The organism is Variovorax sp. Root411, assembly GCF_001425205.1.
Taxonomy (GTDB): Bacteria; Pseudomonadota; Gammaproteobacteria; order Burkholderiales; family Burkholderiaceae_C; genus Variovorax.
Genome location: NZ_LMDW01000021.1, coordinates 83,550 through 108,062 on the forward strand (window position 1 = coordinate 83,550; position 24,513 = coordinate 108,062).

20 protein-coding genes are annotated in these 24,513 nt (G+C 67.3%); 14 read left to right on the plus strand and 6 right to left on the minus strand.

Translation table 11 applies throughout. The features are described from left to right. Positions 1-15: 15 nt before the first annotated feature. Positions 16-582: a LuxR C-terminal-related transcriptional regulator gene (locus tag ASC92_RS27220; protein WP_056522422.1), complete on the minus strand. Its 567-nt coding sequence runs from the start codon at positions 580-582 to the stop codon at positions 16-18. A 94-nt stretch (positions 583-676) separates the two neighbouring features. On the opposite strand from ASC92_RS27220, the gene ASC92_RS27225 reads away from it, so the two are divergent. The 3 genes from ASC92_RS27225 to ASC92_RS27235 all read left to right on the plus strand — a co-directional run bounded on the left by ASC92_RS27225 (position 677) and on the right by ASC92_RS27235 (position 3,590). Next, positions 677-1,480 (plus strand): CoA transferase subunit A, encoded by an 804-nt coding sequence (locus tag ASC92_RS27225; protein WP_056522425.1) that lies wholly within the window; start codon positions 677-679, stop codon positions 1,478-1,480. 1 nt (position 1,481) lies between these two features. Beyond that, complete coding sequence (locus ASC92_RS27230) at positions 1,482-2,120, plus strand: 3-oxoacid CoA-transferase subunit B (RefSeq protein WP_056522427.1); 639 nt, start codon at positions 1,482-1,484, stop codon at positions 2,118-2,120. A gap of 81 nt (positions 2,121-2,201) precedes the next feature. Beyond that, on the plus strand, positions 2,202-3,590 hold the full coding sequence (locus ASC92_RS27235; RefSeq protein WP_056522431.1) for a CoA transferase: 1,389 nt from the start codon (positions 2,202-2,204) through the stop codon (positions 3,588-3,590). A 7-nt stretch (positions 3,591-3,597) separates the two neighbouring features. On the opposite strand, the gene ASC92_RS27240 is transcribed toward ASC92_RS27235, so the two are convergent. Both ASC92_RS27240 and ASC92_RS27245 read right to left on the minus strand, forming a co-directional pair. Continuing rightward, on the minus strand, positions 3,598-4,767 hold the full coding sequence (locus tag ASC92_RS27240) for a pyridoxal phosphate-dependent aminotransferase (protein WP_056522435.1): 1,170 nt from the start codon (positions 4,765-4,767) through the stop codon (positions 3,598-3,600). A gap of 30 nt (positions 4,768-4,797) precedes the next feature. Then, a complete protein-coding gene (locus ASC92_RS27245; protein ID WP_056522439.1) occupies positions 4,798-5,751 on the minus strand; it encodes a LysR family transcriptional regulator in 954 nt (317 codons plus the stop codon). Between the two features lie 174 nt (positions 5,752-5,925). On the opposite strand from ASC92_RS27245, the gene ASC92_RS27250 reads away from it, so the two are divergent. From ASC92_RS27250 to mmsB, 4 genes are read left to right on the plus strand one after another with little or no spacing between them, the layout of a single operon-like run. Next, positions 5,926-7,449: a CoA-acylating methylmalonate-semialdehyde dehydrogenase gene (locus tag ASC92_RS27250; protein ID WP_056522443.1), complete on the plus strand. Its 1,524-nt coding sequence runs from the start codon at positions 5,926-5,928 to the stop codon at positions 7,447-7,449. 12 nt (positions 7,450-7,461) lie between these two features. Then, positions 7,462-8,616, plus strand: coding sequence for an acyl-CoA dehydrogenase family protein (locus ASC92_RS27255; RefSeq protein WP_056522446.1), 1,155 nt, complete (start codon positions 7,462-7,464; stop codon positions 8,614-8,616). A gap of 29 nt (positions 8,617-8,645) precedes the next feature. Further along, entirely contained in the window at positions 8,646-9,761 is a 1,116-nt protein-coding gene (locus ASC92_RS27260) for an enoyl-CoA hydratase/isomerase family protein (RefSeq protein ID WP_056522449.1), read from the plus strand. A gap of 44 nt (positions 9,762-9,805) precedes the next feature. Continuing rightward, positions 9,806-10,702 carry a 3-hydroxyisobutyrate dehydrogenase gene (gene mmsB, locus ASC92_RS27265; protein ID WP_056522452.1) on the plus strand — a complete coding sequence of 299 codons (897 nt, stop codon included), beginning with the start codon at positions 9,806-9,808 and terminating at the stop codon, positions 10,700-10,702. Between the two features lie 145 nt (positions 10,703-10,847). Here mmsB and ASC92_RS27270 read toward each other — a convergent pair whose 3' ends face one another. Further along, the gene (locus ASC92_RS27270) at positions 10,848-12,146 is read right to left on the minus strand and encodes an MFS transporter (protein ID WP_056522455.1); all 1,299 of its coding nucleotides are present in this window, start codon (positions 12,144-12,146) and stop codon (positions 10,848-10,850) included. Positions 12,147-12,250: 104 nt separating this feature from the next. Between ASC92_RS27270 and gcvA the strand changes: the two genes are divergently transcribed. Together gcvA and ASC92_RS27280 are read left to right on the plus strand one after the other, a co-directional pair. Next, complete coding sequence (gene gcvA, locus ASC92_RS27275; protein WP_056522457.1) at positions 12,251-13,180, plus strand: transcriptional regulator GcvA; 930 nt, start codon at positions 12,251-12,253, stop codon at positions 13,178-13,180. A 159-nt stretch (positions 13,181-13,339) separates the two neighbouring features. Then, positions 13,340-15,655, plus strand: coding sequence for a C1 family peptidase (locus tag ASC92_RS27280; RefSeq protein WP_162245749.1), 2,316 nt, complete (start codon positions 13,340-13,342; stop codon positions 15,653-15,655). A 5-nt stretch (positions 15,656-15,660) separates the two neighbouring features. Here ASC92_RS27280 and ASC92_RS27285 read toward each other — a convergent pair whose 3' ends face one another. Further along, the gene (locus ASC92_RS27285) at positions 15,661-16,587 is read right to left on the minus strand and encodes a LysR family transcriptional regulator (RefSeq protein WP_056522463.1); all 927 of its coding nucleotides are present in this window, start codon (positions 16,585-16,587) and stop codon (positions 15,661-15,663) included. 101 nt (positions 16,588-16,688) lie between these two features. Here ASC92_RS27285 and metE point away from each other — a divergent pair, with 101 nt between their 5' ends. Then, positions 16,689-19,034, plus strand: coding sequence for a 5-methyltetrahydropteroyltriglutamate--homocysteine S-methyltransferase (gene metE / locus ASC92_RS27290; RefSeq protein WP_056522467.1), 2,346 nt, complete (start codon positions 16,689-16,691; stop codon positions 19,032-19,034). A gap of 81 nt (positions 19,035-19,115) precedes the next feature. After that, positions 19,116-19,928 carry a hypothetical protein gene (locus ASC92_RS27295; protein WP_235506024.1) on the plus strand — a complete coding sequence of 271 codons (813 nt, stop codon included), beginning with the start codon at positions 19,116-19,118 and terminating at the stop codon, positions 19,926-19,928. Here the strand turns inward: ASC92_RS27295 and ASC92_RS27300 are convergent. Then, positions 19,870-21,366, minus strand: coding sequence for a short-chain fatty acyl-CoA regulator family protein (locus ASC92_RS27300; protein WP_056522472.1), 1,497 nt, complete (start codon positions 21,364-21,366; stop codon positions 19,870-19,872). The two genes, ASC92_RS27295 and ASC92_RS27300, sit on opposite strands and share 59 nt — an antisense overlap. A gap of 109 nt (positions 21,367-21,475) precedes the next feature. On the opposite strand from ASC92_RS27300, the gene ASC92_RS27305 reads away from it, so the two are divergent. Genes ASC92_RS27305 through ASC92_RS27315 form a run of 3 tightly spaced genes read left to right on the plus strand, consistent with a single transcriptional unit; the run spans position 21,476 to position 24,512 of the window. Then, positions 21,476-21,880: an acyl-CoA thioesterase gene (locus ASC92_RS27305; RefSeq protein WP_056522475.1), complete on the plus strand. Its 405-nt coding sequence runs from the start codon at positions 21,476-21,478 to the stop codon at positions 21,878-21,880. Further along, the gene (gene prpC / locus ASC92_RS27310; RefSeq protein ID WP_056522479.1) at positions 21,877-23,034 is read left to right on the plus strand and encodes a 2-methylcitrate synthase; all 1,158 of its coding nucleotides are present in this window, start codon (positions 21,877-21,879) and stop codon (positions 23,032-23,034) included. Before ASC92_RS27305 ends, prpC begins: the two co-directional genes overlap by 4 nt. 14 nt (positions 23,035-23,048) lie before the next feature. Beyond that, positions 23,049-24,512: a bifunctional 2-methylcitrate dehydratase/aconitate hydratase gene (locus ASC92_RS27315; RefSeq protein WP_056522481.1), complete on the plus strand. Its 1,464-nt coding sequence runs from the start codon at positions 23,049-23,051 to the stop codon at positions 24,510-24,512. Position 24,513 lies beyond the last annotated feature (1 nt).

The following is a 24,513-nucleotide window of genomic DNA, read 5'->3' on the forward strand; positions in this document are numbered from 1 at the left end:
CGAGGGCCGCGCAACCTAGCCCGCGATCAGCTTCTGCACCAGCTCGGCCGTGGTCGCGGCTGCGTACTTGCGCATCAGCCGCGCCCGATGCAGCTCGACCGTTCGGTGGCTGATGCCGAGCGCCTTGCCGATCTCCTTCGAGGTCAGCCCGCGCATCACCTGCGCCGCCACCTCGCGCTCGCGCGGCGTGAGCTCGGCTTTCACGGCGCGGCGCGAGCCCAGGTCCTCGAAGGTCCAGATGCCGGCCTCGTGCGGTGCGGCCCGGTTCAGCGCGTGGCCCGTGACGTGGCACCAGAAGGTCTCGCCGGCGATCGCGCCATGCAGCCCGCCCAGCCGCCTCATCATGCGGTTGTCCGCGTAGTGCCCGCTGGCATTCAGGAAGGGCTCCATGCGCTTGCCGATGCGCTCGAACTCGGCCACGCTGGGGTACAGGATGCTGAACGAATGCCCGACCAATGCAGAGGGCGTTGCGCCAAAGATCTCGCACACGCGCACGTTGCAGGCCACGATGGTGCGGTTGCTCGACACCACCATGCCGACGGGCGCGTGTTCAAAGGCCAGCCGGTAATCGATCTCGGGCATCGGGGGTCACCATTACGAAATACTACGTATGCGAGTAGGTAGTATCGTTCAGGGCTTTCCCACCTCTCTCCAATTCATCCATCAAGGAGCCCGAGTGAACAAGATTTATCCCTCCGCAGACGCGGCACTCAAGGGGGTCGTGGCCGACGGGCAGATGCTCGCGGTCGGCGGCTTCGGCCTGTGCGGCATTCCCGAAGCGCTGATCGACGCGCTGAAGGACTCCGGCGTGCAGAACCTCACCGTCGTCTCGAACAACGCGGGTGTCGACGGCTTCGGCCTCGGCAAGCTGCTGGAGACGCGCCAGATCAAGAAAATGATCGCGTCCTACGTTGGCGAGAACAAGGAGTTCGAGCGCCAGTACCTCGCGGGCGAACTGGCCCTCGAATTCACGCCCCAGGGCACGCTGGCCGAGAAGCTGCGCGCGGGCGGCGCGGGCATCCCGGCCTTCTTCACCAAGACCGGCGTGGGCACGCAGGTCGCCGAGGGCAAGGAGCTGCGCGAGTTCGACGGCGAAACCTACGTCATGGAACGCTCGCTGGTGCCCGACGTGGCGCTGGTGAAGGCCGACGTGGCCGACAAGTCGGGCAACCTGCGCTTTCGCCTCACGGCGCGCAACTTCAACCCGGCCGCCGCCATGGCCGGCAAGATCTGCATCGTCGAGGTCGAGAAGATCGTCGAGGTGGGCGAACTGGCCCCCGACGACATCCATCTGCCGGGCATCTACGTGCACCGCATCGTGCTCAACGCCAAACCCGAGAAGCGCATCGAGAAGCGCACCGTGAGCGCCTCGGTCGATGCCGTCGCCGCGAAGGTCGAGGCGCAGACCGCCATCGCCCAGGCCGCCGCCGGCAGCGAAGTGCCCGCCAAGGTCGTCGTCAACAAGAAAGAAGGAGCCTGAGATGCCCTGGACCCAAGACCAGATGGCGGCCCGCGCCGCGCAAGAACTCGAAGACGGCTTCTACGTCAACCTCGGCATCGGCATCCCGACGCTGGTGGCCAACCACACCGGCACCAAGGAAGTGTGGCTGCAGAGCGAGAACGGCATGCTCGGCATCGGCCCGTTCCCGACCGAGGACAACGTCGACGCCGACCTGATCAACGCCGGCAAGCAGACCGTGACCACGCTGCCCGGCTCGGCCATCTTCGGCAGCCATGACAGCTTCGCGATGATCCGCGGCGGCAAGATCAACCTGTCGATCCTCGGTGCCATGCAGGTGAGCACGAAGGGCGACCTCGCCAACTGGATGATCCCCGGCAAGATGGTCAAGGGCATGGGCGGCGCAATGGACCTCGTGGCCGGCGTGAAGCGCGTGATCGTGCTGATGGAGCACGTGGCCAAGAAGAAGGACGGCACCGAGGACCTGAAGATCCTCGAACAGTGCACGCTGCCGCTGACCGGCGTGGCCGTGGTCGACCGCATCATCACCGACCTGGCCGTGATGGACGTGGTGCCCGAAGGCCTGAAGGTCGTCGAGCTGGCGCCGGGCGTGAGCTTCGATACGCTGCAGGCCAAGACGGGCGCGAAGCTGATCCAGTAACGGCGGAGCGTCGAACGCAACGACAACCAAGGGCAGGGCCGCGAAAGCGGACCCTGCCTTTTTGCTTTGGAGCACACCGGAATGAAGAATGCAAGCGAAGTCCTGGGCGACATCTGGCGGCAAGCGGGCCTTCCCGAGGAGGCCTTGCCGTTCGCGCGGCTCACCGGCGCCGATCCGGTGCTGCCGTCTTCCTTCGCGGTCGGCACGGCGGCGCAGAGTACCGTCGCGGCCGCGGCACTTGCAGCCTGCGAGTTGGGGCACGTGCGCGGCGCGGCCCGGCAGCAGGTCGGCGTCGACATGCTGCACGCGGCGCTCGAGTGCACGGGTTGGTTCAGCCTCGACGGGCAGGTGCCCGACCCGTGGGATGCGTTCTCGGGGCTCTACCGCTGCGCCGATGGATGGGTGCGCGTGCATGCGAACTTCGCGCATCACCGCGACGGCGCGCTGCGTCTGCTGAAGCTCGACCCGGCCACTGCCACGCGCGCGGACGCCGAGGCTGTCATGGCCACGTGGCGCGCGCTCGATTTCGAGGAGGCCGCGGCGGCGGCGGGACTGGTCGCGACGGCATTGCGGCGTTTCGATGAATGGGACGCCACGCCGCAAGGGCGGGCCATCGCTGCGCAGCCGCTCTTCACCATCGAGCGCATCGGCGATGACGACGCATCGCCGCTCGCGATGCCGCCGCTGCGCGAAGACCAACGGCCCCTGTCGGGCCTGCGCGTGCTGGACCTCACACGTGTCCTGGCCGGGCCGGTTGGCGGACGCGCGCTCGCTGCCTACGGGGCCGATGTGATGCTCGTGAACTCGCCGAACCTGCCGAACATCAGCGCGATCGCGGATACCAGCCGCGGCAAGCTGTCGGCGCATGCAGACTTGCAGACCGAGGAAGGGCGAATCGCGCTGCGGCGGCTGGTGGCCGATGCGCATGTCTTCGTGCAGGGCTACAGGCCGGGCGGCATCGAGGCGCGAGGCTTCGGACCCGAGGCGCTGGCACGGCTCCGCCCGGGCATCGTGTGCGTGTCGCTCAGCGCGTACGGCACGCAGGGGCCGTGGGCGAATCGTCGCGGCTTCGATTCGCTGGTGCAGACCGCCATGGGCTTCAACCATGCCGAAGGCCAGGCAGCCGGCGACGGCAAGCCGAAGCCGCTGCCCATGCAGATCCTCGATGAAGCCACCGGCTACCTGATCGCCCTCGGGGCCGCCGCCGCGCTCTGGCGCCAGCGGCAGGAAGGCGGCAGCTGGCACGTGCAGGTATCGCTCGCGCAGACGGGGCACTGGCTGCGCGGCCTGGGCCGCGTGCCGGACGGACTCTCGGCTCCGAAGCCCGACCTGCAACCCTATGTGGAAACCTCGGACTCCGGATTCGGCAGGCTGGCTGCGCTGCGCCACAGCGCGCAGTTGCAGCGCACGCCCGCCGCGTGGGTACGGCCTTCGATGCCGCCGGGCAGCCATCCGCCGGTGTGGCCGTAGACCCTGGTCAGACGCCCAGTGCTGCCCGCACCTTGTCCCCCAGTCCGCGCAGCCGCTCCACCGGCTCGTTGGAAAAAACGAAGCGCAGGTACTGCGCGCCGTGCGTCTCGCCCCAGCCCTGCATTGGGGTGGCACAGACGCGATGCGTCAGCAGGCGCTGCGACAGCGTCTGGCCGTCAATGCCGAAGTCGCTCGTGCGCAGCAGCAGCGACCAGCCCCCCGCGGGCACGCCGACCGGCAGTCCTTTAAGTTCATCGAGCAACGCGTCGCGCCGCCGCTCCAACTCGGCCACATACGGCGCCATCGTGTGCGCCGATTGCGCCAGCGCCGTCGCCACCGCGTCCTGCGCGATGCCCACCGGCACGACCACGTTGGCGAGCGACACGGCCACGAGGTCCGGCATGTAGCTCTCGGGCGCCACGGTCCAGCCCACGCGCCAGCCGATCATGCGCAGCTCCTTGGCCGAGGAGCCTACGGTGATAGTGCGTTCGGCCATGCCGGGCAGGCCCGCGGGGTGGATGACTTCGCGGCCGTCGTACAGCAGGCGTTCCATGGCGGTGTCGAGGATCAGTGTCAGGTCGTGCCGCACGCACAGTGCGGCGATGGCGCGCCAGTCGTCCGCGTCGAAGCAACCGCCCGTCGGCATCGACGGCGACATCAGCAGCATTACGCGCACGCGGGGGCCGATGGCCGTTTGCAGCGCGGCGCGGTCCAGCTTCCATTCGCCACCGGGGTTGAATTCAAAGGGCACGTACTTCGGCGTGCCGCCAGCGAGCCGGATGCGGTTGAGCAGGCCGGCGTAGGTCGGATCGGTGACCAGCACCTCGTCGCCCACTTCGACGGTTGCGAGCAGCGCGTTGAGGATGCCCGAGAGCCCGCCGGCCGAGATCACGCAGTTGCGTGCGCCGCTGTATGTCACGCCCGACAGCGACGACACGTGCCGTGCTGCGATCTCGCGCAACCGGGGCTGGCCGACGAATGGGAGGTAGCTGTTGCCGGAATCTTCTGCGGCTGCGCGCACTGTGCGTGCGATGGCTTCCGCGTCGGGCGGGATGTCGACGTCGAGGTTCTCGAGCCGCAGGAAAGGCGGGCCCTCGGCGTCGTCGGCGATGGCGCCCATGCGGTCGACGCCGATGCCGGCGATTTGTTCCAGGCGGGCGGGGCGGTGGCGTGGCATGGGGCGAATCTCCGGGTCGGGGTTTGCTTGCTAAGGGGTCGGCTTGCGCGAACGGGCCGGCCGCTGCTGCGGGGCGCCATTCTCATCGCCGGGCGAGGCCAGAAGCAGCAGCGCCTGCCGGGCCTGCGCCGTCTCGCGCAGGAAGCGCCAAACCGCCTGCATGCGCGCCAGGTGCTTGGTTTCTTCCGGCATCGACATCCAGAAGGTGCGCGTGAAGTTCGCCTGCCCCGGCAGCACGGGCCGCAGCGCGCTGTCGCCCTCGGCGATGAAGGCCGGCAGCACTGCGATGCCCGCGCCCGCCGCCACCGCACTGTGCTGCGCGAGCACGCTGGTGCTGCGCAGCGCGAAGGTGTCGGGGCGGTGCAGTTCGTCGAGGTACTGCAGCTCCTTGCTGAACAGCAGGTCGTCCACGTAGCTGATGAAGGTGTGGCCGCGCAGGTCTTCGCGCGTCCTGATGGGTTTGTGCGCGGCCAGGTACTTCTTGGATGCGTAGAGCCGCAGCGTGTAGTCGGTGAGCTTGGTGACGACCACCGGCCCGCGCGCCGGCCGTTCGAGCGAGATCACGATGTCGGCCTCGCGCCGCGACAGGTGCACGAGCCGCGGCATCGCGAGCAGGTCGATGGTGAGCTTCGGATGCTGCAGCGCGAACAGCGCGAGTTGCGGTGCCAGCACCACGGTGCCGAAGCCCTCGGTGGCGCCGATGCGCACCAGCCCCGACAGGCCCTCCTGCGACGCGGGCGCCGTGCTTTCCACGGCCTGGAAGGCGCTCTCCATCGCCTCGACCTGCGGCTGCAGCCGCCGGCCGGCCTCGGTAAGGCGGTGGCCGCCCGATTCGCGCGAGAACAGCGGGGCGCCGACTTCCTTCTCCAGCGCCTGGATGCGGCGCGCCACCGTGGTGTGGTCGACCTCGAGACGGCGCGCGGCGCTCATCAGCGTGCCGGAGCGGGCGAGTTCGAGGAAGTAGCGCAGGTTGTCCCAGTCCATGTGTTCGGGGTCTCGGTGGAGATTTGCGGAATGCGTCCGGTCCTCGCATTCTGCATTTATGCAAAGCCAAGGCGCAAATTTGTCTATTGTCATGGCAAATATGCAAAGCTAGGATGCACGCTGTACCGGCCCCGACCGACATCGCCTTCCCGAGATTCACAGGAGACAAACCCCATGGACGCCACCACCACCCCCTCGACGCAAGTCGCCACCGTCAAGCTGCTGATCGGCGGCAAGCTCGTCGAATCGAAGACCACCGAATGGCGCGACGTCGTCAACCCGGCCACGCAGCAGGTGCTGGCCCGTGTGCCCTTCGCGACGCAAGCCGAGCTCGATGCCGCCGTGGCCTCCGCCAAGGAAGCCTTCAAGACCTGGCGCAAGACGCCCATCGGCGCGCGTGCCCGCATCTTCCTGAAGCTGCAGCAGCTCATCCGCGAGAACATGGGCGAGCTGGCCGCCATCCTCACGGCCGAGCAGGGCAAGACGCTGCCCGATGCTGAAGGCGATGTGTTCCGCGGCCTTGAAGTGGTGGAGCACGCATCGAACATCGGCAACCTGCAGCTCGGCGAGCTGGCCAACAACGTGGCCAACGGCGTCGACACCTACACGCTGCTGCAGCCGCTGGGCGTGTGCGCCGGCATCACGCCGTTCAATTTCCCCGCCATGATCCCGCTGTGGATGTTCCCGATGGCCATCGTCACCGGCAACACCTTCGTGCTGAAGCCTTCCGAGCAGGACCCGATGGTCACCATGCGCCTGTGCGAACTGGCGCTCGAAGCCGGCATTCCGCCCGGCGTGCTCAACGTGGTGCATGGCGGCGAGGCCATCGTCAACGGCATCTGCGACCACAAGGACATCAAGGCGATCAGCTTCGTCGGCTCGACCAAGGTCGGCACGCACGTCTACAACCGCGCCACGCTGGCCGGCAAGCGCGCGCAATGCATGATGGGTGCGAAGAACCACGCCATCGTGATGCCCGACGCGAACAAGGAGCAGACGCTCAACGCACTGGCTGGCGCCAGCTTCGGTGCAGCCGGCCAGCGCTGCATGGCCGTGTCGGTGGCGGTGCTGGTGGGCGAAGCGCGCTACTGGGTGCCCGAACTCATCGAGAAGGCGAAGACGCTGAAGATCGGCGCGGGCACCGAGAAGGGCGTGGACGTGGGTCCACTGGTTTCCTGCGCAGCCTATGACCGCGTGAACGGTCTCATCGAACGCGGCGAGGCCGATGGCGCCAAGCTCGTTCTCGACGGTCGCAAGCCCACTGTGCCCGGCTACGAGAAGGGCAACTTCGTCGGCCCGACGATCTTCACCGGCGTGAAGCCCGGCATGACGATCTATGACCAGGAGGTGTTCGGCCCGGTGCTGTGCATTGCCGACGCCGAGACCATCGACGAAGCCATCGAGATGATCAACAGCAACCCGAACGGCAACGGCACGGCGATCTTCACGCAGTCGGGCGCCGCGGCACGCCGCTTCCAGGAAGACATCGACATCGGCCAGGTCGGCATCAACGTGCCGATTCCGGTGCCGGTCCCGATGTTCTCGTTCACCGGTTCGCGTGCTTCCAAGCTCGGCGACCTGGGCCCGTACGGCAAGCAGGTCATCATGTTCTACACGCAGACCAAGACCGTGACTGCTCGCTGGTTCGACGACAGCACCGTGTCGCACGGCGTCAACACCACGATCAGTCTCAAGTAAGAAACCGGGCGAATGGACTTCGAACTTTCAGAAGAGCAACGCGCCTTCGCGCAAAGCGCGCGCGACTTTGCGCAGGCCGAGTTCGCGCCGCATGCGGCGCAGTGGGACGCGGAAGCTCTCTTCCCGAAGGAGGCCATCGCCAAGGCCGGCGAGTTGGGCTTCTGCGGGCTCTATGCGCCCGAGCGCATCGGCGGCCTCGGGCTGCCGCGGCTCGACGCGGCGCTGGTGTTCGAGGAAATGGCCGCGGTCGACCCCTCGACCACGGCCTTCATCACGATCCACAACATGGCGACGTGGATGCTCGGCACCTGGGCCACCGATGCCGTGGCGCAGCAGTGGGGTGAAGAGCTCACGAGCGGGCGCAAGCTCGCGTCGTACTGCCTGACCGAACCGGGCGCGGGCTCCGATGCGGGTTCGCTCAAGACGCGAGCAGAGCTGCAGGGCGCCGAGTACGTCATCAACGGCGGCAAGGCATTCATCTCGGGCGCCGGCTCGACCGACGTGCTGGTGCTGATGGCGCGCACGGGCGGCGCGGGCGCGAGTGGCATCTCGGCCTTCGCGGTGCCGGCCGACGCGCACGGCGTCAGCTACGGCAAGAAGGAGCACAAGATGGGCTGGAACAGCCAGCCCACGCGAAGCATCAACTTCGACAACGTGCGCATTCCCGCGCAGAACCTGCTGGGCAAGGAAGGCGAGGGCTTTCGCATTGCCATGAAGGGGCTCGACGGCGGGCGCATCAACATCGCGACCTGCTCGGTGGGTGCGGCGCAGGGCGCGCTCGACGCGGCCCGCCGCTACCTGCACGAGCGCCAGCAGTTCGGCAAGCCGCTCGCGAGCTTCCAGGCGCTGCAGTTCAAGCTGGCCGACATGGCGACCGAGCTGGTGGCGGCGCGGCAGATGGTGCGGCTCGCGGCATCGAAGCTCGACGCGGACCATGCGGATGCGAGCACCTATTGCGCGATGGCCAAGCGCTTCGCCACCGATGCGGGCTTCAATGTCTGCAACGACGCGCTGCAGCTGCACGGCGGCTATGGCTACCTGAGCGAGTTTCCGCTGGAGCGGCTGGTGCGCGACGCGCGCGTGCACCAGATCCTCGAAGGAACCAACGAGATCATGCGTGTGATCGTTGCGCGAAAATTGCTGGAGGGCGACAGCGATATCCGCTGAAGTTCCCGCATCCAGAACCTCTCAAGACAATGACCGACTCCGTAGTTCTCTTCGACGAAATCAAGACCGCCGGCGGCCAGCGCTTCGGCGTTGCCACCCTCAACGCGCCGGCTTCGCTCAACGCGCTCTCCGTGGACATGGTGCGCCTGCTCACGCCCAAGCTGCGCGAATGGGCGAAGGACGAAGGCATCGTCGGCGTGCTGATGCAGGCTGCCGGTGAAAAAGCCTTCTGCGCAGGCGGAGACCTGCGCCAGCTCTATCAAACGCTGCTGGAGTGCGGCCCGGAACGCAACACCTACGCGGAAGACTTCTTCCGCGAGGAGTACGAGCTCGACTACCTGATCCACACCTTTCCCAAGCCCTTTCTCTGCTGGGGCCACGGCATCGTGATGGGCGGCGGCGTGGGGCTGATGTCGGGTTGCTCGCACCGCGTGGTGACGACGCAGAGCCGCATCGCCATGCCCGAGATCGCCATCGGCCTCTATCCCGACGTGGGCGGCAGCTGGTTCCTGCGCCGCACGCCGGGGCGCACCGGGCTGTTCCTCGCGCTCACGGCCGCGAACCTCAATGCGGCCGATGCGATCTTCTGCGGGCTGGCCGATGTGCTGGTGCCGCAAGAACGCAAGGGCCAGGTGCTCGAAGCCATTGCTTCGGCCGTCTGGGCTGGCGAGAGCAAGGCCGACCGCGCCACGCTCTCGCGCATCCTCGCGAAGGCCGGCGAGGGCGCCGGGATGCCGCCCTCGAAAGTGCGCGAGCACTACGACCTCATCAACGCCCTGATGGCCGGCGACGACTTGCTCGACATCGCCAAGCGCCTGCGCGAACTGCAGAGCGACGATACCTGGCTGCAAGCGGCCTCCAAGACCTTCGCGAAGGGCGCGCCGAGCTCGGCCGCCCTGAGCTTCGAGCTGTGGCAGCGTGTGCCGCGCATGTCGCTGGCCGAGGTGTTCCGCCTCGAATACTGGGCCTCGCTCGGCTTCTGCGCGCACAAGGACTTTGCCGAAGGCATCCGCGCCGTGCTGGTCGACAAAGACCGCAACCCGCGCTGGAACCCGGCCACGCTCGAAGAGATCACGCCCGCTTTCATCGAAGATCATCTGCGCCCGCGCGGCGAGATGCCGGTCGAGCTGGCGTCGCTGGTCTGATCCACACGCATAGATTCCTGCACAGAACAACGGAGACAAGACACATGAAGATCGCATTCATCGGCCTCGGCAACATGGGCGGCCCGATGGCCATGAACCTGCTCAAGGCAGGCCATACGCTCAGCGCCTTCGACCTCTCGGCCGAGGCCTGCAAGAAGTTCGGCGCCGAAGGCCTGCCCATTGCCAAGTCGGCGGCCGAGACGGTGGCCGATGCCGAGGTCGTCATCAGCATGCTGCCGGCCAGCGCGCACGTCGAGGGCCTGTTCCTCGGCGGCGGCGGCAAGCCCGGCCTGCTCGACAGCATCCGCACCGGCATGCTGGTGATCGACAGCAGCACCATCGCCGCAGCCACCTCGCGCAAGGTAGCCGAAGCAGCCGCTGCCAAGGGCATTGCGATGATCGATGCGCCCGTGTCGGGCGGCACCGGCGGTGCGATTGCCGGCACGCTGACCTTCATGGTCGGCGGCGAAACGAGTGACCTGGAGCGCGCGCGCCCGGTGCTCGAAAAGATGGGCGCCAACATCTTCCATGCTGGCGCAGCCGGCGCGGGGCAGACCGCGAAGATCTGCAACAACATGCTGCTGGGCATCCTGATGATCGGCACCTCGGAAGCGCTGGCGCTGGGCGTGGCCAACGGGCTCGATCCCAAGGTGCTGTCGGAGATCATGCGCCGCAGTTCGGGCGGCAACTGGGCACTGGAAAAGTACAACCCGATGCCGGGCGTGATGGAAACGTCACCCGCCTCGAAGAACTACGCGGGGGGCTTCGGCACCGACCTGATGCTCAAGGACCTGGGCCTGGCGCAAGAGAACGCGACCGCCGTGCGTGCTTCCACACCCCTGGGTGGGCTGGCGCGCAGCCTGTATGCCGCACACAGCCTCGCGGGCCACGGCGCGCTCGATTTCTCGAGTGTGCTGAAGCTGCTGCAGAAGGCTTCCTGAACCGGGGCTCCGTGTTCAACCGTAGTGGGAATGCAGGGCCCACAACAGGCCGATCACCACCACGAAGAGCACCGCGAAAAGCACCCAGGCACGCATGACGGCCTGGTCCTCCGTGATCTCGGCGGGAGCGGCCTCGGGAGGCTGGCTAGGAGCGGCGGGCGGCGGTTGGGTCATTCCCGACTGTACCCCGCGTCGAGGCGGCCGGGGCCAGCTTTGCAGAAGCGTCCATCCGCGACATTGCCCACATGATGCCGGCTGCCATGAGGTTGGCGCCCACGCTGACCAGGATCGGCAGCATGTAGCTGCGGCTGATGTCGAAGGCAAAACCCGCGGCGGCGGGGCCGACCAGCGTGCCGAAGGCCACGCTGGTGTAGAGCACCCCGATGATCGCGGCGATGTTGCGGCCGCCGAAGTAGTCCATCACCAGCGCCGGCAGCAGCGCGACGAAACCGCCGTAGAACGCGCCGTAGAAGAACGCGAACAGGGCCAACCCGCGGAAACCGCTGGACGCCGCCCACACGAGCAGCGACAGGGCCATGCCCGTCGACATCAGCAGCATGGTTTGCGCACGCCCCATGCGGTCGGCCAGCCCACCGAGGAAGAATCGCCCGGCCGTGCTGCCGACGCCGATGGCGCCCAGCAGCAGCACCGCGGAGGCATTGGGCACGCCGTGGTCCAGCGCGTAGGGCACGAGGTGCACGAAGGGCACGAACAGCCCGAACGAACTGATGAGGCAGGCCGCGTACAGGCCTGCGAAGCGCCGTGAGCGCACTGCATCGCGCACAGTGAAGCCTTCGGGCCTGGCCGAATCGGCCTGCGGCTGTGGTGGATCGCCGTCGGGGCCGAGCCCGCGGTCGCGCGGGTCGTTTTCTATCAGCAGCGCCATGCCCACGCCCACCATCACTGCCAGCCCACCGAGCGCCAGGTAGGCATGCCGCCAGCCCAGCGTTTCGATGAGCAACGACGCCAGCGGCGGCATCACCAGCGTGCCCACGCCGATGCCGCTCACCGCCAGCCCCGACGCGAAGCCGCGCCGCCTGACGAACCAGCGCTGCACCGCGCCCAGCACCGGCACATACGACGCGCCGACCCCAAGGCCGACGCCAAGCCCGTAGGCCAGGTAGATCTGCGTCAGGCTCTGCGCCTGCCCCGCAACGGCCAGCCCCAGCCCGACCAGCACCATGCCGGCGACGGCCAGCCGCCGCGAACCCCAGCGGTCGGCCAGCGGTCCGCTCAGCACGCCCAGGCCGAAGTAGAGAAAGCCCGCCAGCGAGAACACCAGCGAGACCGAGCCGCGCGAGGCGCCGAAGTCTTTCTGCAGCGATTCGAGAAAGGCGCTGAAGGTGTAGGCGCAGCCGAAGCCGACGAAGGTCACGGCAAAGGCGCCCGCGACCACCAGCCAGCCGCGGAAGAGGCCCTTGGGGCTCGAAGATGTAGTCTTCATTGTCTGGATCAGAATATCTAAGTCGGGATGCTGCAATGCTCCTACCCAAAAGACCGCAAGGCAAACCAGAATTTCTGTCTCGTTCAGATCAGATTGGCTAAACCATGGAACACCAGCTTCCACCACTCAACGCACTGCGCGCCTTCGAAGCCGCCGCGCGCCATCTCTCGGTGAAGAAAGCGGCGGACGAACTGTGCGTGACCGCTGGCGCCGTGAGCCAGCTCGTCAGGACGCTGGAGCTGCACCTCGGCGTGCAGCTGTTCCGCCGCGTCAACCGCGGCATCTTCCTGACCGAGCTGGGCCAGGCCTATCTGCCGCCCGTGCGCAATGCCTTCAGGCAGATCAGCGATGCCACGCAGAAGGTGGCCGTGCCTGCGGAGACCGGTCTGCTCACCGTGAGCGCCACGCCATTCTTCGCCTCCGCCTGGCTCGTGCCACGCCTCAAGTCATTCCAGGGCGCGCATCCCGACATCGACCTGCAGGTGCTGACCAGCAACGCGCTCGCCGATTTTTCGCGCGACGGCGTCGACGTCGCCATCCGCCACGGCATGGGCCAGTACCCCGGGCTTGCCAGCCAGCGCGTGCTCACGGTCGAGATGGTTCCCGTCGCTGCGCCCGCGCTGGTTGCCGAGCACGGCAAGCCGAAGAAGCCGGCCGACCTGCTGCGGTGGCCGCGCGTGAACGACGCCGAGCGCAAGGGCTGGCGCCTGTGGTTCGAGGCGCAGGGCGTTGCGGATGCAGGCCCGGCCCGCGGGCCGTCGTTCGACGACGCCGGCCTGCTGCTGCAGGCGGTGCTCGCGGGGCAGGGCGCGGCTCTGCTGCCCGCTGCCATGATGGCGCCCGAGATCGCACAGGGTCGGCTGGTCCGGCTCTCGAACGTGACGTGGCTCGAAAACTTCGCGTACTACCTCGTGTGTCCCGAAGGCAACCGTGAAAGACCGAAAGTCGCGGCCTTTCGTGACTGGCTGCTCGATGCAGTGCGTCGGGAAAGCGCTTCGTCAGATCGCCGCAAGATTGGCGCGGGCATGTTGTGAGGCGCGGCCCTAAATCTTCACCTTCGCTCGAGGGGACGAAGCCTTCGAGCCATTGCCCGACGTGGACGGCCTAGGGCTTTCGTTCTATTGCGGGCCCGGCGTCGCATTTCTCACAATCACGCCCACAGAGGTTCGGCAAGAAGAAAGAGGATGCACGTCATGGCTCAAGTTGGACGCGCAAAGGCGATCAATAAAAAGACGGGCACATCACGGGAAACCAGAGCCGCTGCGTCTGCAACCGCCGTCGCGAAGGACATCGCGGCGGCGAAAGCGCTTCGCACGCCCGTGCCCGGCCGATTGTTCGATGCTCGCCCCGATCGGCTCGACTTTCGCGATCTTCCTTATCGTCCGCCATTGCGCTCGCTGCCACCGAGCTGGCCCTGCGAGGCTGACGTGGCGCGCTTTCTCGGCAGCTATGTGCAGGCGGGCCTTGTGCTGGATCAAGGCGAGGAGGGCGCCTGCACCGGCTTCGGTCTGGCCTGTGTCGCCAACTATCTGCTATGGGTCGCGCACGTGGAGGCGAACCCGGCGCAACCGTTTGAGGAGGTCAGCCCACGCATGCTCTACGAGCTCGCGCGTCGCTACGACGAATGGCCGGGCACGGACTACGAAGGATCGAGTTGCCGCGGTGCCCTGAAGGGCTGGAACAAGCACGGCGTGTGCTCGCGCAAGAACTGGCCTTATGTGCTGGGCAAGGGCGGCACCGCGAGCTTTCAGCGGCCGCTGGATGGTTGGCAGGCCGACGCCTGCAGGCGTCCGCTTGGCGTTTACTACCGAATTGACCGGACATCCATCGTCGATCTTCAGGCTGCCCTCTGCGAGATCGGTGCTGTCTATGTATCGGCCAGTGTCCACGATGGATGGGACACCTTGATCCATGCCGCGCCTCAGCGTCCGCCGATGAACCACGCGAGCCTGCCGATCATTTCGCCGCCGACAAACCCGGGGCAATTGGGTGGACACGCTTTCGCGTTCGTCGGCTTCAATGCACACGGCTTCATCGTGCAAAACTCCTGGGGCAAGCGCTGGGGCGCTTCGGGCTTCGGAGTACTGCCCTATGACGATTGGGTCGTACACGGCACCGACGCCTGGGCTTGCGCGTTGGGCGTTCCGTTGGTGTTGAGCGACGCGGGAGGAAAGCCTCGCAGCGTTGCGGTGTCCGCATTCCGCGTGCCGAGCGGGCGATCGCTGGGAGCGCTCAATCGCGCGACGCGTGCGCCGGGCAATCCCGCCGATGATCCGTGGCCTGTCGATCATCCCTTCCGAGTTGCGGCCTATCAGCCATGGACCACGCCGCGTGCCTACGAGCACACGCTGGTCACCGGCAACGACGGCGAACTCGTGCCGACCGACTTCACGCGCGGGCATACGGACATGGCAGGCTTGGTCGGCGATACCGTGCACGACCGACCCCTGGCCTGGTTTGCCAAGCAGCCTGCCGCTGCAAGCGTGCTCAAACTCGCCATCTACGCGCATGGCGGACTGAACTCGGAGGACGAGTCGATTCGCCGCATTCGTGTGCTGGCGCCGTACTTTCTTGCCAATGGGATCTATCCACTCTTCCTAACCTGGAAGACCGGTGCCGGCGAGACCCTTGGCGACATGGCGAAGGACTGGGTTCGCAAGCTCTTCGGCGCCGAGACCGAACGTGCTGCCGGTGTGCTCGACGTCCTCGGTGATGCCAAGGACCGCGCGATCGAGGCGCTGGGCCATGTGCTCGGCAAGGGCATCTGGAGCGAGATGCGCGAGAACGCCGAGATCGGTGCCTCCCCGGGCAAGGGGCTCGACCTGCTGTCCCGTCAACTCGCCCTGCTGGTGAGCGATCTGGCCCGCAAGGGGGCGCGACTCGAATTGCATCTTGTCGGCCACTCGGCGGGGTCGATCCTGTTCGGCCATCTGTTGGACCGGTGCGTCGCGCTCAATGCGACCGCTGCGGCGACGAATCGGCTTCGTGTGGCCAGTTGCACCTTGCTGGCGCCAGCATGTTCGGTGCGCTTTGCGGTCCAGCACTATCTCGCCGCTGCGCAGGCCGGTGTCATTGATCTTGGCGAACTGAGGCTGCACGTGCTGTCGGACGAGAACGAAAAGAAAGACGCCTTGCCGTCGCCCTCGGTGCCGGCCTACGGCAAGTCGCTGCTCTACCTGGTTTCACGCGCACTCGACGACGTGCGCAAGATGCCTTTGCTCGGTCTGGTGCGCACGCATGATCCGAAGTATGCGAACGACGACGACCAATGGGCCGCGGCCGAACTCCCGCAGGTCATGCAATGGCAGGCAGCGTGGCCGCCGGTCAGTGCGGCCGGGAAGGCGCTGCTCGACGTCGTGCTGTCGCCCCAGGTGACGAATACGCGCGAGCACGGCCAGATCCAGTCCACGCATGGCTCGTTCGACAACAACATTGAGATCATGACGGAGATCCTGCTGCGCTTCGCGGGCGGCCCGCTTATCGGCGAAATCGAGTGGCTTGACTACTGAGCACGCTACAGCAGCTCGATCCCCGGCAGGCTCTTGAAGCAGCTCTCCCGCGTGATGCGCACGAAGTCCGCCAGCCATGGCTGCCCCGACGTGCCCTGCGTGCATGCCATGTAGAGCCGCCCCGTCAGCCCCTTGCCGCCCACGCGACGGGCCGTGACGTAGCCGCGGTCCAGGTAGTTCTGCACCGCCCATAGCGGCAGCGTCGCCACGCCGCGCCCGCTGGCCACCAGCTGCAGCATCGCCACCGTGAGCTCGGTGGTGCGGCGGTGCGCGGGCTCCACACCCGCAGGCCCAAGCACCTGCCGCACGATGTCGAGCATGTCGTCGGGCACGGGGTAGGTGATGAGCGTCTGGTTGGCGAAGTGGCGTGCCGTGAGATACGCCTTGGCTGTCAGCGGATGGTCGTTGGCCAGCAGCGCCATGATCTCGAAGCGAAACAGCGCGTGGTAGTCGACCGTTTCGTCGGGGTCTTCCTCGGACACGATCGCCACCTCGGCGCGGTTCTGCATCACCAGCGCGATCGGATCGGGGTGAAAGCCCGAGACGATGTCGAGCTCGATCTCGGGCCAGCGCTGGCGGAACGCGTCCATCGCCGGCATCAGCCAGTCGAAGCAGGTATGGCACTCGACCACGATGCGCAGCTGCCCGCTGCGCCCCAGCGCGAGCCGGGCCACGTCGCGCTCAGCCTCCTCGATGAGCGGCAGGGCGGTGTCGGCCAGCTGCAGCAGCCGCAGGCCGGTGGTGCTGAACTGCGGCGGCACCGACTTGCGCTCGAACAGCTGCGCGCCGTAGCGGTCTTCGAGCAGCTTGACCTGGTGCGACAGCGCCGATTGCGTGAGGTTGAGCAGCTGCGCCGCGCGCACCAGGCTGCCGGTGTCGCGCAGCGCGATGAGTGTGCGCAGGTGGCGTATTTCGAGGGTCGACTGCAGCATGAAAATTATTCAATCGAATGGGCAAAAGGTTTCGTTTGAATCATATGCCGCAAACGCCGACCATTGCAGGCTCCCAAGATCAGCGACCGGACAACCTGCAAATGACCACCCGTATCCACACCCTCGGCTTTCCGCGCATGGGCGCCCACCGGGAACTCAAGTTCGCCCTCGAAAAGCACTGGCGCGGCGAGATCGATCGCGCCGCGCTCGAAGCGGTCGGCGAAGAACTGCGCGCGCGCCACTGGCAGGCCCAGCGCGATGCGGGACTCGACTTCGTGACGGTCGGCGACTTTGCATACTACGACCACGTGGCCAACCATATCCAGCTGCTCGGCTGCGAGCCGTCGCGCTTCGGCTTCCATGGCGATGAACCCGAACTTTCGCGCTACTTCAAGATGGCGCGTGGCGTGGAAAGCGAAGCCGGCCGCGTGCACGACGACAGCTGCAACCACGGCACCGAAGGCACTTTCGCGCTGGAGATGACGAAGTGGTTCGACACCAACTACCACTACCTCGTGCCCGAGTTCGATACGGCCACGCAGTTCAAGCTCGCGTCGACGCGCCTGTTCGACGAAGTGGCACAGGCGCAGCAGGCCGGGCACGCGGTCAAGGCCGTGCTGCTCGGGCCGCTGAGCTTCCTGTACCTGGGCAAGGAGAAGGAGGCCGGCTTCGACCGCTTCTCGCTGCTCGACTCGCTGCTTCCCGTCTATGAACAGGTGCTCCGGCGGTTGAAGCAGCAGGGCGTGGAGTGGGTGCAGATCGACGAGCCCATCCTCGGCCTCGACCTGCCCGAAGCGTGGCGCAACGCCTTCGAGCGCGCCTACTGGCAACTGGCCCGCAGTGCGCCGAAGCTGCTGCTGGCCGCGTACTTCTCGCCGCTGTCGGACAACCTGCGCCTGGCCTGCCAGCTGCCGGTGGCGGGCCTGCACGTGGACGCCGTGCGTTCGCCGCAGGAGCTGACCGGCGTGGCCGACTGGCTGCCGGCGCACAAGGTGCTGTCTGTCGGCGTGGTCGATGGCCGCAACATCTGGCGTACCGACGTCGATGCCGCGCTGGCCAAGCTCAGGCCCGTGGCGGAGAAGCACAAGGGCGAACTGTGGATCGCGCCTTCATGCTCGCTGCTGCACGTGCCTTTCAGCCTCGCGGCCGAGACGAAGCTCGACGCCGAGCTCAAGTCCTGGCTCGCCTTCGCCATCGAGAAGCTCGACGAGCTGCGTGTGCTGCGCGCGGCCATCGACGGCGATGAAGCCTCGGTCGCGACCGAACTGGCGGCCGCCCGCGCGGCGGTGTCGGCACGCCGCGCCAGCCCGCGCGTGCACCGCGCCGACGTGGCCCTGCGGCTGGCGCGCAGCGTGGCCGGCGACGACAGCCGCGTGTCGGTCTTTGCGCTGCGCCAGCCGGTGCAGCGCACGCGCTTCGCCTTGCCCGCGCTGCCGACCACCACCATCGGCTCCTTTCCGCAGACGCCGGACATCCGCGCCGCGCGCGCCGCCTTCAAGCGCGGCGAGCTCGACGCCGCCGGCTACCACGAGAAGATGCGCGCCGAGATCGCGCTCGCCGTGCGCAAGCAGGAAGAACTGGGCATCGACGTGCTGGTGCATGGCGAAGCCGAGCGCAACGACATGGTCGAGTACTTCGGCGAACAGCTCGACGGCTTTGCCTTCACCGCCAACGGCTGGGTGCAATCGTACGGCTCGCGCTGCGTCAAGCCGCCGGTGATCTTCGGCGACGTGGCGCGCCCGGCGCCGATGACGGTCGAGTGGACCGCCTATGCGCAGAGCCTGACCAAGCTGCCGATGAAGGGCATGCTGACCGGCCCTGTCACCATCCTGCAGTGGTCCTTCGTGCGCGACGACCAGCCGCGCGCCACCACCTGCGAGCAGATTGCCTGGGCAATCCGCGACGAGGTGGTCGACCTCGAAGGCGCGGGCATCGGCATCATCCAGATCGACGAGCCCGCGATTCGCGAAGGACTGCCGCTGCGCCGCGCCGGCTGGCCCGCGTACCTGAAGTCGGCCACGCGCGCCTTCCGCATCAGCGCCTCAGGCGTGCGCGACGAGACGCAGATCCACACGCACATGTGTTATTCGGAGTTCAACGACATCCTGCCGGAGATCGCGGCAATGGACGCCGACGTGATCACCATCGAGACCAGCCGTTCAGACATGGAACTCCTGCGAGGTTTCGGCGGCGAGAACGATGCGGGCGGCTTCCGCTACCCGAACGAGATCGGCCCGGGCGTGTACGACATCCACTCGCCGCGCGTGCCCTCGGTCGACGAGATCGTGCGCCTCATGCGCAAGGCTGCGGGCGTGGTGCCGCACGAGAACCTCTGGATCAACCCCGACTGCGGCCTCAAGACCCGCGGCTGGCCCGAGACCGAGGCGGCGCTGTCGAACATGGTGGCCGCAGCGAAGCTGCTGCGCAAGGAACTGGTCCCCGCTTGACGTGAGGAGGGGCAATGCGGGCGCGCCAATAATGGCGGCATGCTTTTCCCGAACCGTCTTTCCTTGTTCCGTTTTCCCCTGATGCTCTTGTTGCTCCTGGCCCCCTTGATGGGCTGGGCGCAGAACCGCGCGGAAGCGCTGCTGCAATTCGAAGGCGTGCAGGCGCGCTATGAAGCGTCCTATGCGCCCGGTGCCGTCGCGCGTGGTGCGAGGGAACTGCTGGAGCCCGATGACCAGGCCATTGCCGACAAGGCACTCAAGGCGCTGGACACCGCTGCCGGCCGCGCGTTCAATGCCACGGCCTCCGTGGCCGCGATCCAGCAGGAAGTAGCGTTGGCGGGCAACGGCGGTGCCGCTCCGAGTCCACAGGTGCTGGCTGCCGTGGCGCATCTGGTGAAGCTGCGCACCGACTACGCCGGCATGAGCGAGGCCGGCAAGGTCGAGTTCTTCAGCCGCGAGCGCGCCAAGCCCGCCGATCCGGCGCGTACCGAACTGCTCGAGCGCATGGCCGTGGCAGAGGTGCGCGAGATCGACTTCTCGAGCCAGTTGCTGATGAGCGCGGTGGTCAAGCAGCTCGCGCGTGGCAACGGCGGCCAGCTCAGCTCGCTGCCGGACCGCACGCTGGACATGGCCCTCGACACGCTGTGGTCGCGCGGCGTGACGTCGACACGCCCACGCAACCTGATGATCGTGGCGCGCGAGTTCGAGAAGCAGGTCACGCAGGCGCTGCTCGCCGCACTGCCCGATGCCGACGTGGCCGTGCTGCTGGCCTGGCGCAACGACGCGCAGGCGGCGGCCGAGCGCGAGGCCCTGGTGGGCACCTATCGCGCCGAGGTCAAGGGGAGCGGCGCGGTCGCGCTCCGGACGTTGGTGCGCGCCTGGCCGCGCTCCTGATCGCGCCTGCCGCCGGTGCTGCCGCATAGGGCATGAACCGGCTCTGGTTCTCGTCCACGGCCAGCGGCCGGCCCACGAACGGAAACGCTCGCTGCTGGCAGGTCTCGCGCTCGCACACTTTGCAGCCCGCGCCGATGGGCGTGGGCACGTCGGGGTCGCGCAGGTCCATGCCCTTCGAGTAGACCAGCCGCGTGGCGTGGCTGATGTCGCAGCCCAGCCCGATCGAGAAGGTCTTGTTGGGCGAGCCGTAGCCGCGGTAGCCGTGCGACACCGTGCGCGCGATCCAGAGGTAGGCGCGCCCGTCGGGCATGCGCGCGAGCTGCGTGAGTACGCGCCCGGGCTGCGCGAAGGCCTCGTACACGTTCCACAGCGGGCAGGTGCCGCCCGTCTTCGAGAAGTGGAAATGCGTGGCCGACTGCCGCTTCGAGATGTTGCCCGCGCGGTCGACACGGATCAGGAAGAAGGGCACGCCGCGCGCATCGGGCCGCTGCAGCGAACTCAGGCGGTGGCAGATGGTCTCGAAGCCCACGCCGAAGCGGCGCGCCAGCTGGTCGATGTCGTAGCGCAGCAGCTCGGCGGTTTCGAGGAACTCGCCGTAGGGCAGCAGAAGCGCCGCGGCGAAGTAGTTGGCCAGGCCGATGCGCGCGAGCGAGCGGGCCGTGTCGCTGGACAGCGGCGCGGTCGCCACCAGCCCTTCGAGCATGTCGCCGAGCTCCAGGAAGGCGAGCTGCGTGGCGAGCTGGAATGCATGCTGCCCGGGCTCCAGGTGAGGCGAAAGCCGCAGCACGCGCGAGGCCGGGTCGTAGCGCCGCAGCGCACCGGCTTCGCCATCTTCGGCCGGCACCACCTGCACGCCGTGCGCTTCGAGCAACCGGCGCGCGAGGCGGTCGCCGGGGTTGCCTTCGCGCAGGCGCCATTGCGCAGCGAAGGCTTCGGCCGCATCGTCGAGCGGCGCGATGTGGTTCTGGTGCGCGAAGAAGAAGTCGCGCACTTCCTCGAAGGGCATGGGCCGCGCCTGCGGCAAACGCGCAAGGTCGCCGCGGCCGTCGCCGAGTTCGCCCGCCAACGCTTCGAGCCGTTCCATCGCATCGCGGTGCCGCTGGTGCAGGGCGACCAGCGCCCGGCCCACGGCCGGCATCTGCGTGGCCACTTCGCGCAGCTCGGCCAGCGCGACCGCGTCGCCGCCCGGGTTGTCGGCCAGCGCCTCGCGCAGGCTGGCAATGAGCCGCGCTTCCTCGTCTTCCGAGAAGGCCTGGATGTCGACGCCCAGCGTGGCATGCAGGCGCAGCAGAACCGGCACCGTGAGCGGTCGCTGGTTCTGCTCGATCTGGTTCAGGTAGCTGGGCGACAGGCCCAGCTGCTGCGCGAGCGCGAGCTGGCTCAGGCCGCGCTCCTCGCGCAGGCTTCGCAGCCGCACGCCCATGAAGGTCTTCTTCATCGTCTGTGTCCATTGTTCGCAAGATTCGCAAACTTGATCGCGTTTTCTTCGCAATCATTCGCCAATTCAGGTCTTCATTATGGGCACGATCTTGCGTAAATTGCGAATCATGCAAGGCACTCGCGGTTCGGTCCGTCTCATCGAGGTGGTGTTCCCGGAACACACCAACCACTACGGCACGCTGTTCGGCGGCCAGGCGCTGCAGCTGATGTCGAAGGCCGCCTTCCTGGGCGGTCGCAGCTTCGTGCGCGGCGACGTGGTGATGGCACGCTGCGGCGAGGTGATGTTCCATGCGCCGGTGCGCCTGGGCAGCACGCTGGTGCTCGACACGCACGTCTCGCGCGCCGGCCGCAGCTCGCTCACCGTGCGCGTGCGCGGCTGCGTGCAGGACGTGGCTACCGAGGCGCTTGCATGCGTGCTCGAAGGCGAGTTCGAGATGGTGGCGGTCGACGCCGCCGGACGCCCGAGGCGCATGGCGCGCCTCGCCGAAACAATTTCCGAGGAGACCATATGACCACCGACACCGCAAGCTCCACCGGCTTCAAGCCGAAGAAATCCGTCGCGCTCTCGGGCGTGACCGCGGGCAACACCGCGCTGTGCACCGTGGGGCGCACGGGCAACGATCTGCACTACCGCGGCTACGACATCCTCGACATCGCCGACGTCTGCGAGTTCGAGGAAATCGCGCACCTGCTGGTGCACGGCAAGCTGCCCAGCAGCGCCGAGCTGCGCGCCTACAAGGGGCGGCTGAAGGCGATGCGCGGCCTGCCCGCGAGCGTGAAGGAAGCGCTGGAGCGCCTGCCCGCCAGCGCGCATCCGATGGACGTGATGCGTACCGGTGTTTCCGCGCTCGGCTGCGTGCTGCCCGAGAAGGACGACTATTCGCTGCCCGGCGCGCGCGACATCGCCGACCGGCTGATGGCCTCGCTCGGCTCGATGCTGCTGTACTGGTATCACTGGTCGACGCAGGGGCGGCGCATCGAGGTGGAGACCGACGACGACTCCATCGGCGCGCACTTCCTGCACCTGCTGCACGGCCGCGCACCTTCGGCGAGCTGGGAGCGCGCGATGCACACCTCGCTCAACCTCTATGCGGAGCACGAGTTCAACGCCTCGACCTTCACCGCGCGCGTGGTGGCGGGCACGGGCTCCGACGTGTACTCGGCCATCACCGGCGCCATTGGCGCGCTGCGCGGGCCCAAACATGGCGGCGCCAACGAGGTCGCCTTCGAGATCCAGAAGCGCTACGACACGCCCGATGAGGCCGAGGCCGACATCCGTCGCCGCGTCGAGGCGAAGGAAGTGGTCATCGGCTTCGGCCACCCGGTCTACACCGTGTCGGACCCGCGCAACGTGGTCATCAAGCGCGTGGCGAAGCAGCTGTCGGACGAGGCCGGTTCCACCCGCATGTACGACATTGCCGAACGGCTCGAAGCGGTGATGTGGGACGCGAAGAAGATGTTCCCCAACCTCGACTGGTTCAGCGCCGTGAGCTATCACATGCTGGGCGTCCCGACGGCAATGTTCACGCCGCTGTTCGTCATCGCGCGCACCAGCGGCTGGGCCGCGCACATCATCGAGCAGCGGCAGGACAACAAGATCATCCGCCCGAGCGCCAACTACACCGGTCCCGAAGACCAGACCTTCGTTCCCATCGCCAACCGCTGAAAGCCTCTTTCTCCATGTCCGCACACATCAGCAACATCCGCCCCGAACCCGACCAGGTGCTGGTCGACATCGTCGACTACGTGCTTGCCCACCAGCAGATCACGAGCGCGCTGGCGTACGAAACTGCGCGCCACTGCCTGATCGACACGCTCGGCTGCGGCCTCGAGGCGCTCGAATACCCGGCCTGCACCAAGCTGCTCGGCCCCATCGTGCCGGGCACGGTGGTGCCGAACGGCGCGAAGGTGCCGGGCACGCCGTACCAGCTCGATCCGGTGCAGGCAGCCTTCAACATCGGCACGATGATCCGCTGGCTCGACTTCAACGACACCTGGCTCGCGGCGGAGTGGGGCCATCCGAGCGACAACCTCGGCGGCATCCTTGCCACGGCCGACTGGCTCAGCCGCAATGCGGTGGCTGCCGGGCGCAAGCCGCTGACCATGCGCGACGTGCTTACCGGCATGATCCAGGCGCACGAGATCCAGGGCTGCCTCGCGCTGGAGAATTCGTTCAACAAGGTCGGGCTTGACCACGTGGTGCTGGTCAAGGTCGCATCGACGGCCGTGGTGGCGCGTCTGCTCGGCTTGTCGCGCGACGAGATCGTCAACGCCGTGTCGCTTGCATGGGTCGATGGCCAGAGCCTGCGCACATACCGCCATGCGCCCAACACCGGCAGCCGCAAGAGCTGGGCGGCGGGCGACGCGACCAGCCGCGCGGTGCGCCTCGCGCTGATCGCGAAGACGGGCGAGATGGGCTACCCGAGCGTGCTCAGTGCCAAGACCTGGGGCTTCTACGACGTGCTGTTCAAGGGGCAGCCCTTCAAGTTTCAACGACCCGGGTCCGAATGGGGCAGCTACGTGATGGAGAACGTGCTGTTCAAGATCAGCTTCCCGGCCGAGTTCCACAGCCAGACGGCGGTGGAGGCGGGCATGACGCTGCACAAGCAACTCGCGCAGGCCGGCAAGACCGTGGACGACATCGAGCGGGTGACCATCCGCACGCATGAGGCCTGTATCCGCATCATCGACAAGCAGGGCCCGCTGAACAACCCGGCCGATCGCGACCACTGCATCCAGTACATGGTGGCGGTGCCGATGATCTTCGGCCGCCTCACTGCCGGCGACTACGAGGACAGCGTGGCGAACGACCCGCGCATCGACGCGCTGCGCGACAGGATCGTGTGCGTGGAAGACCCGCGCTTCACCGCCGACTACCACGACCCCGAAAAGCGCAGCATCGCGAACGCGCTGACGGTGGCGTTCAAGGACGGCACGAGCCTTGCCGAAGTGGTGGTCGAGTACCCCATCGGCCACAAGCGCCGCCGCGGCGACGGCATTCCGCTGCTCGAAGCCAAGTTCCGCACCAACCTTGCACGCCGCTTCGCGCAGAAGCAGCAGCAGGCCATCCTCGATGCGTCGCTCGATGCGAAGAAGCTCGAGGCGATGCCGGTGCACGAGTACGTCGACCTGTACGCGGCCTGAA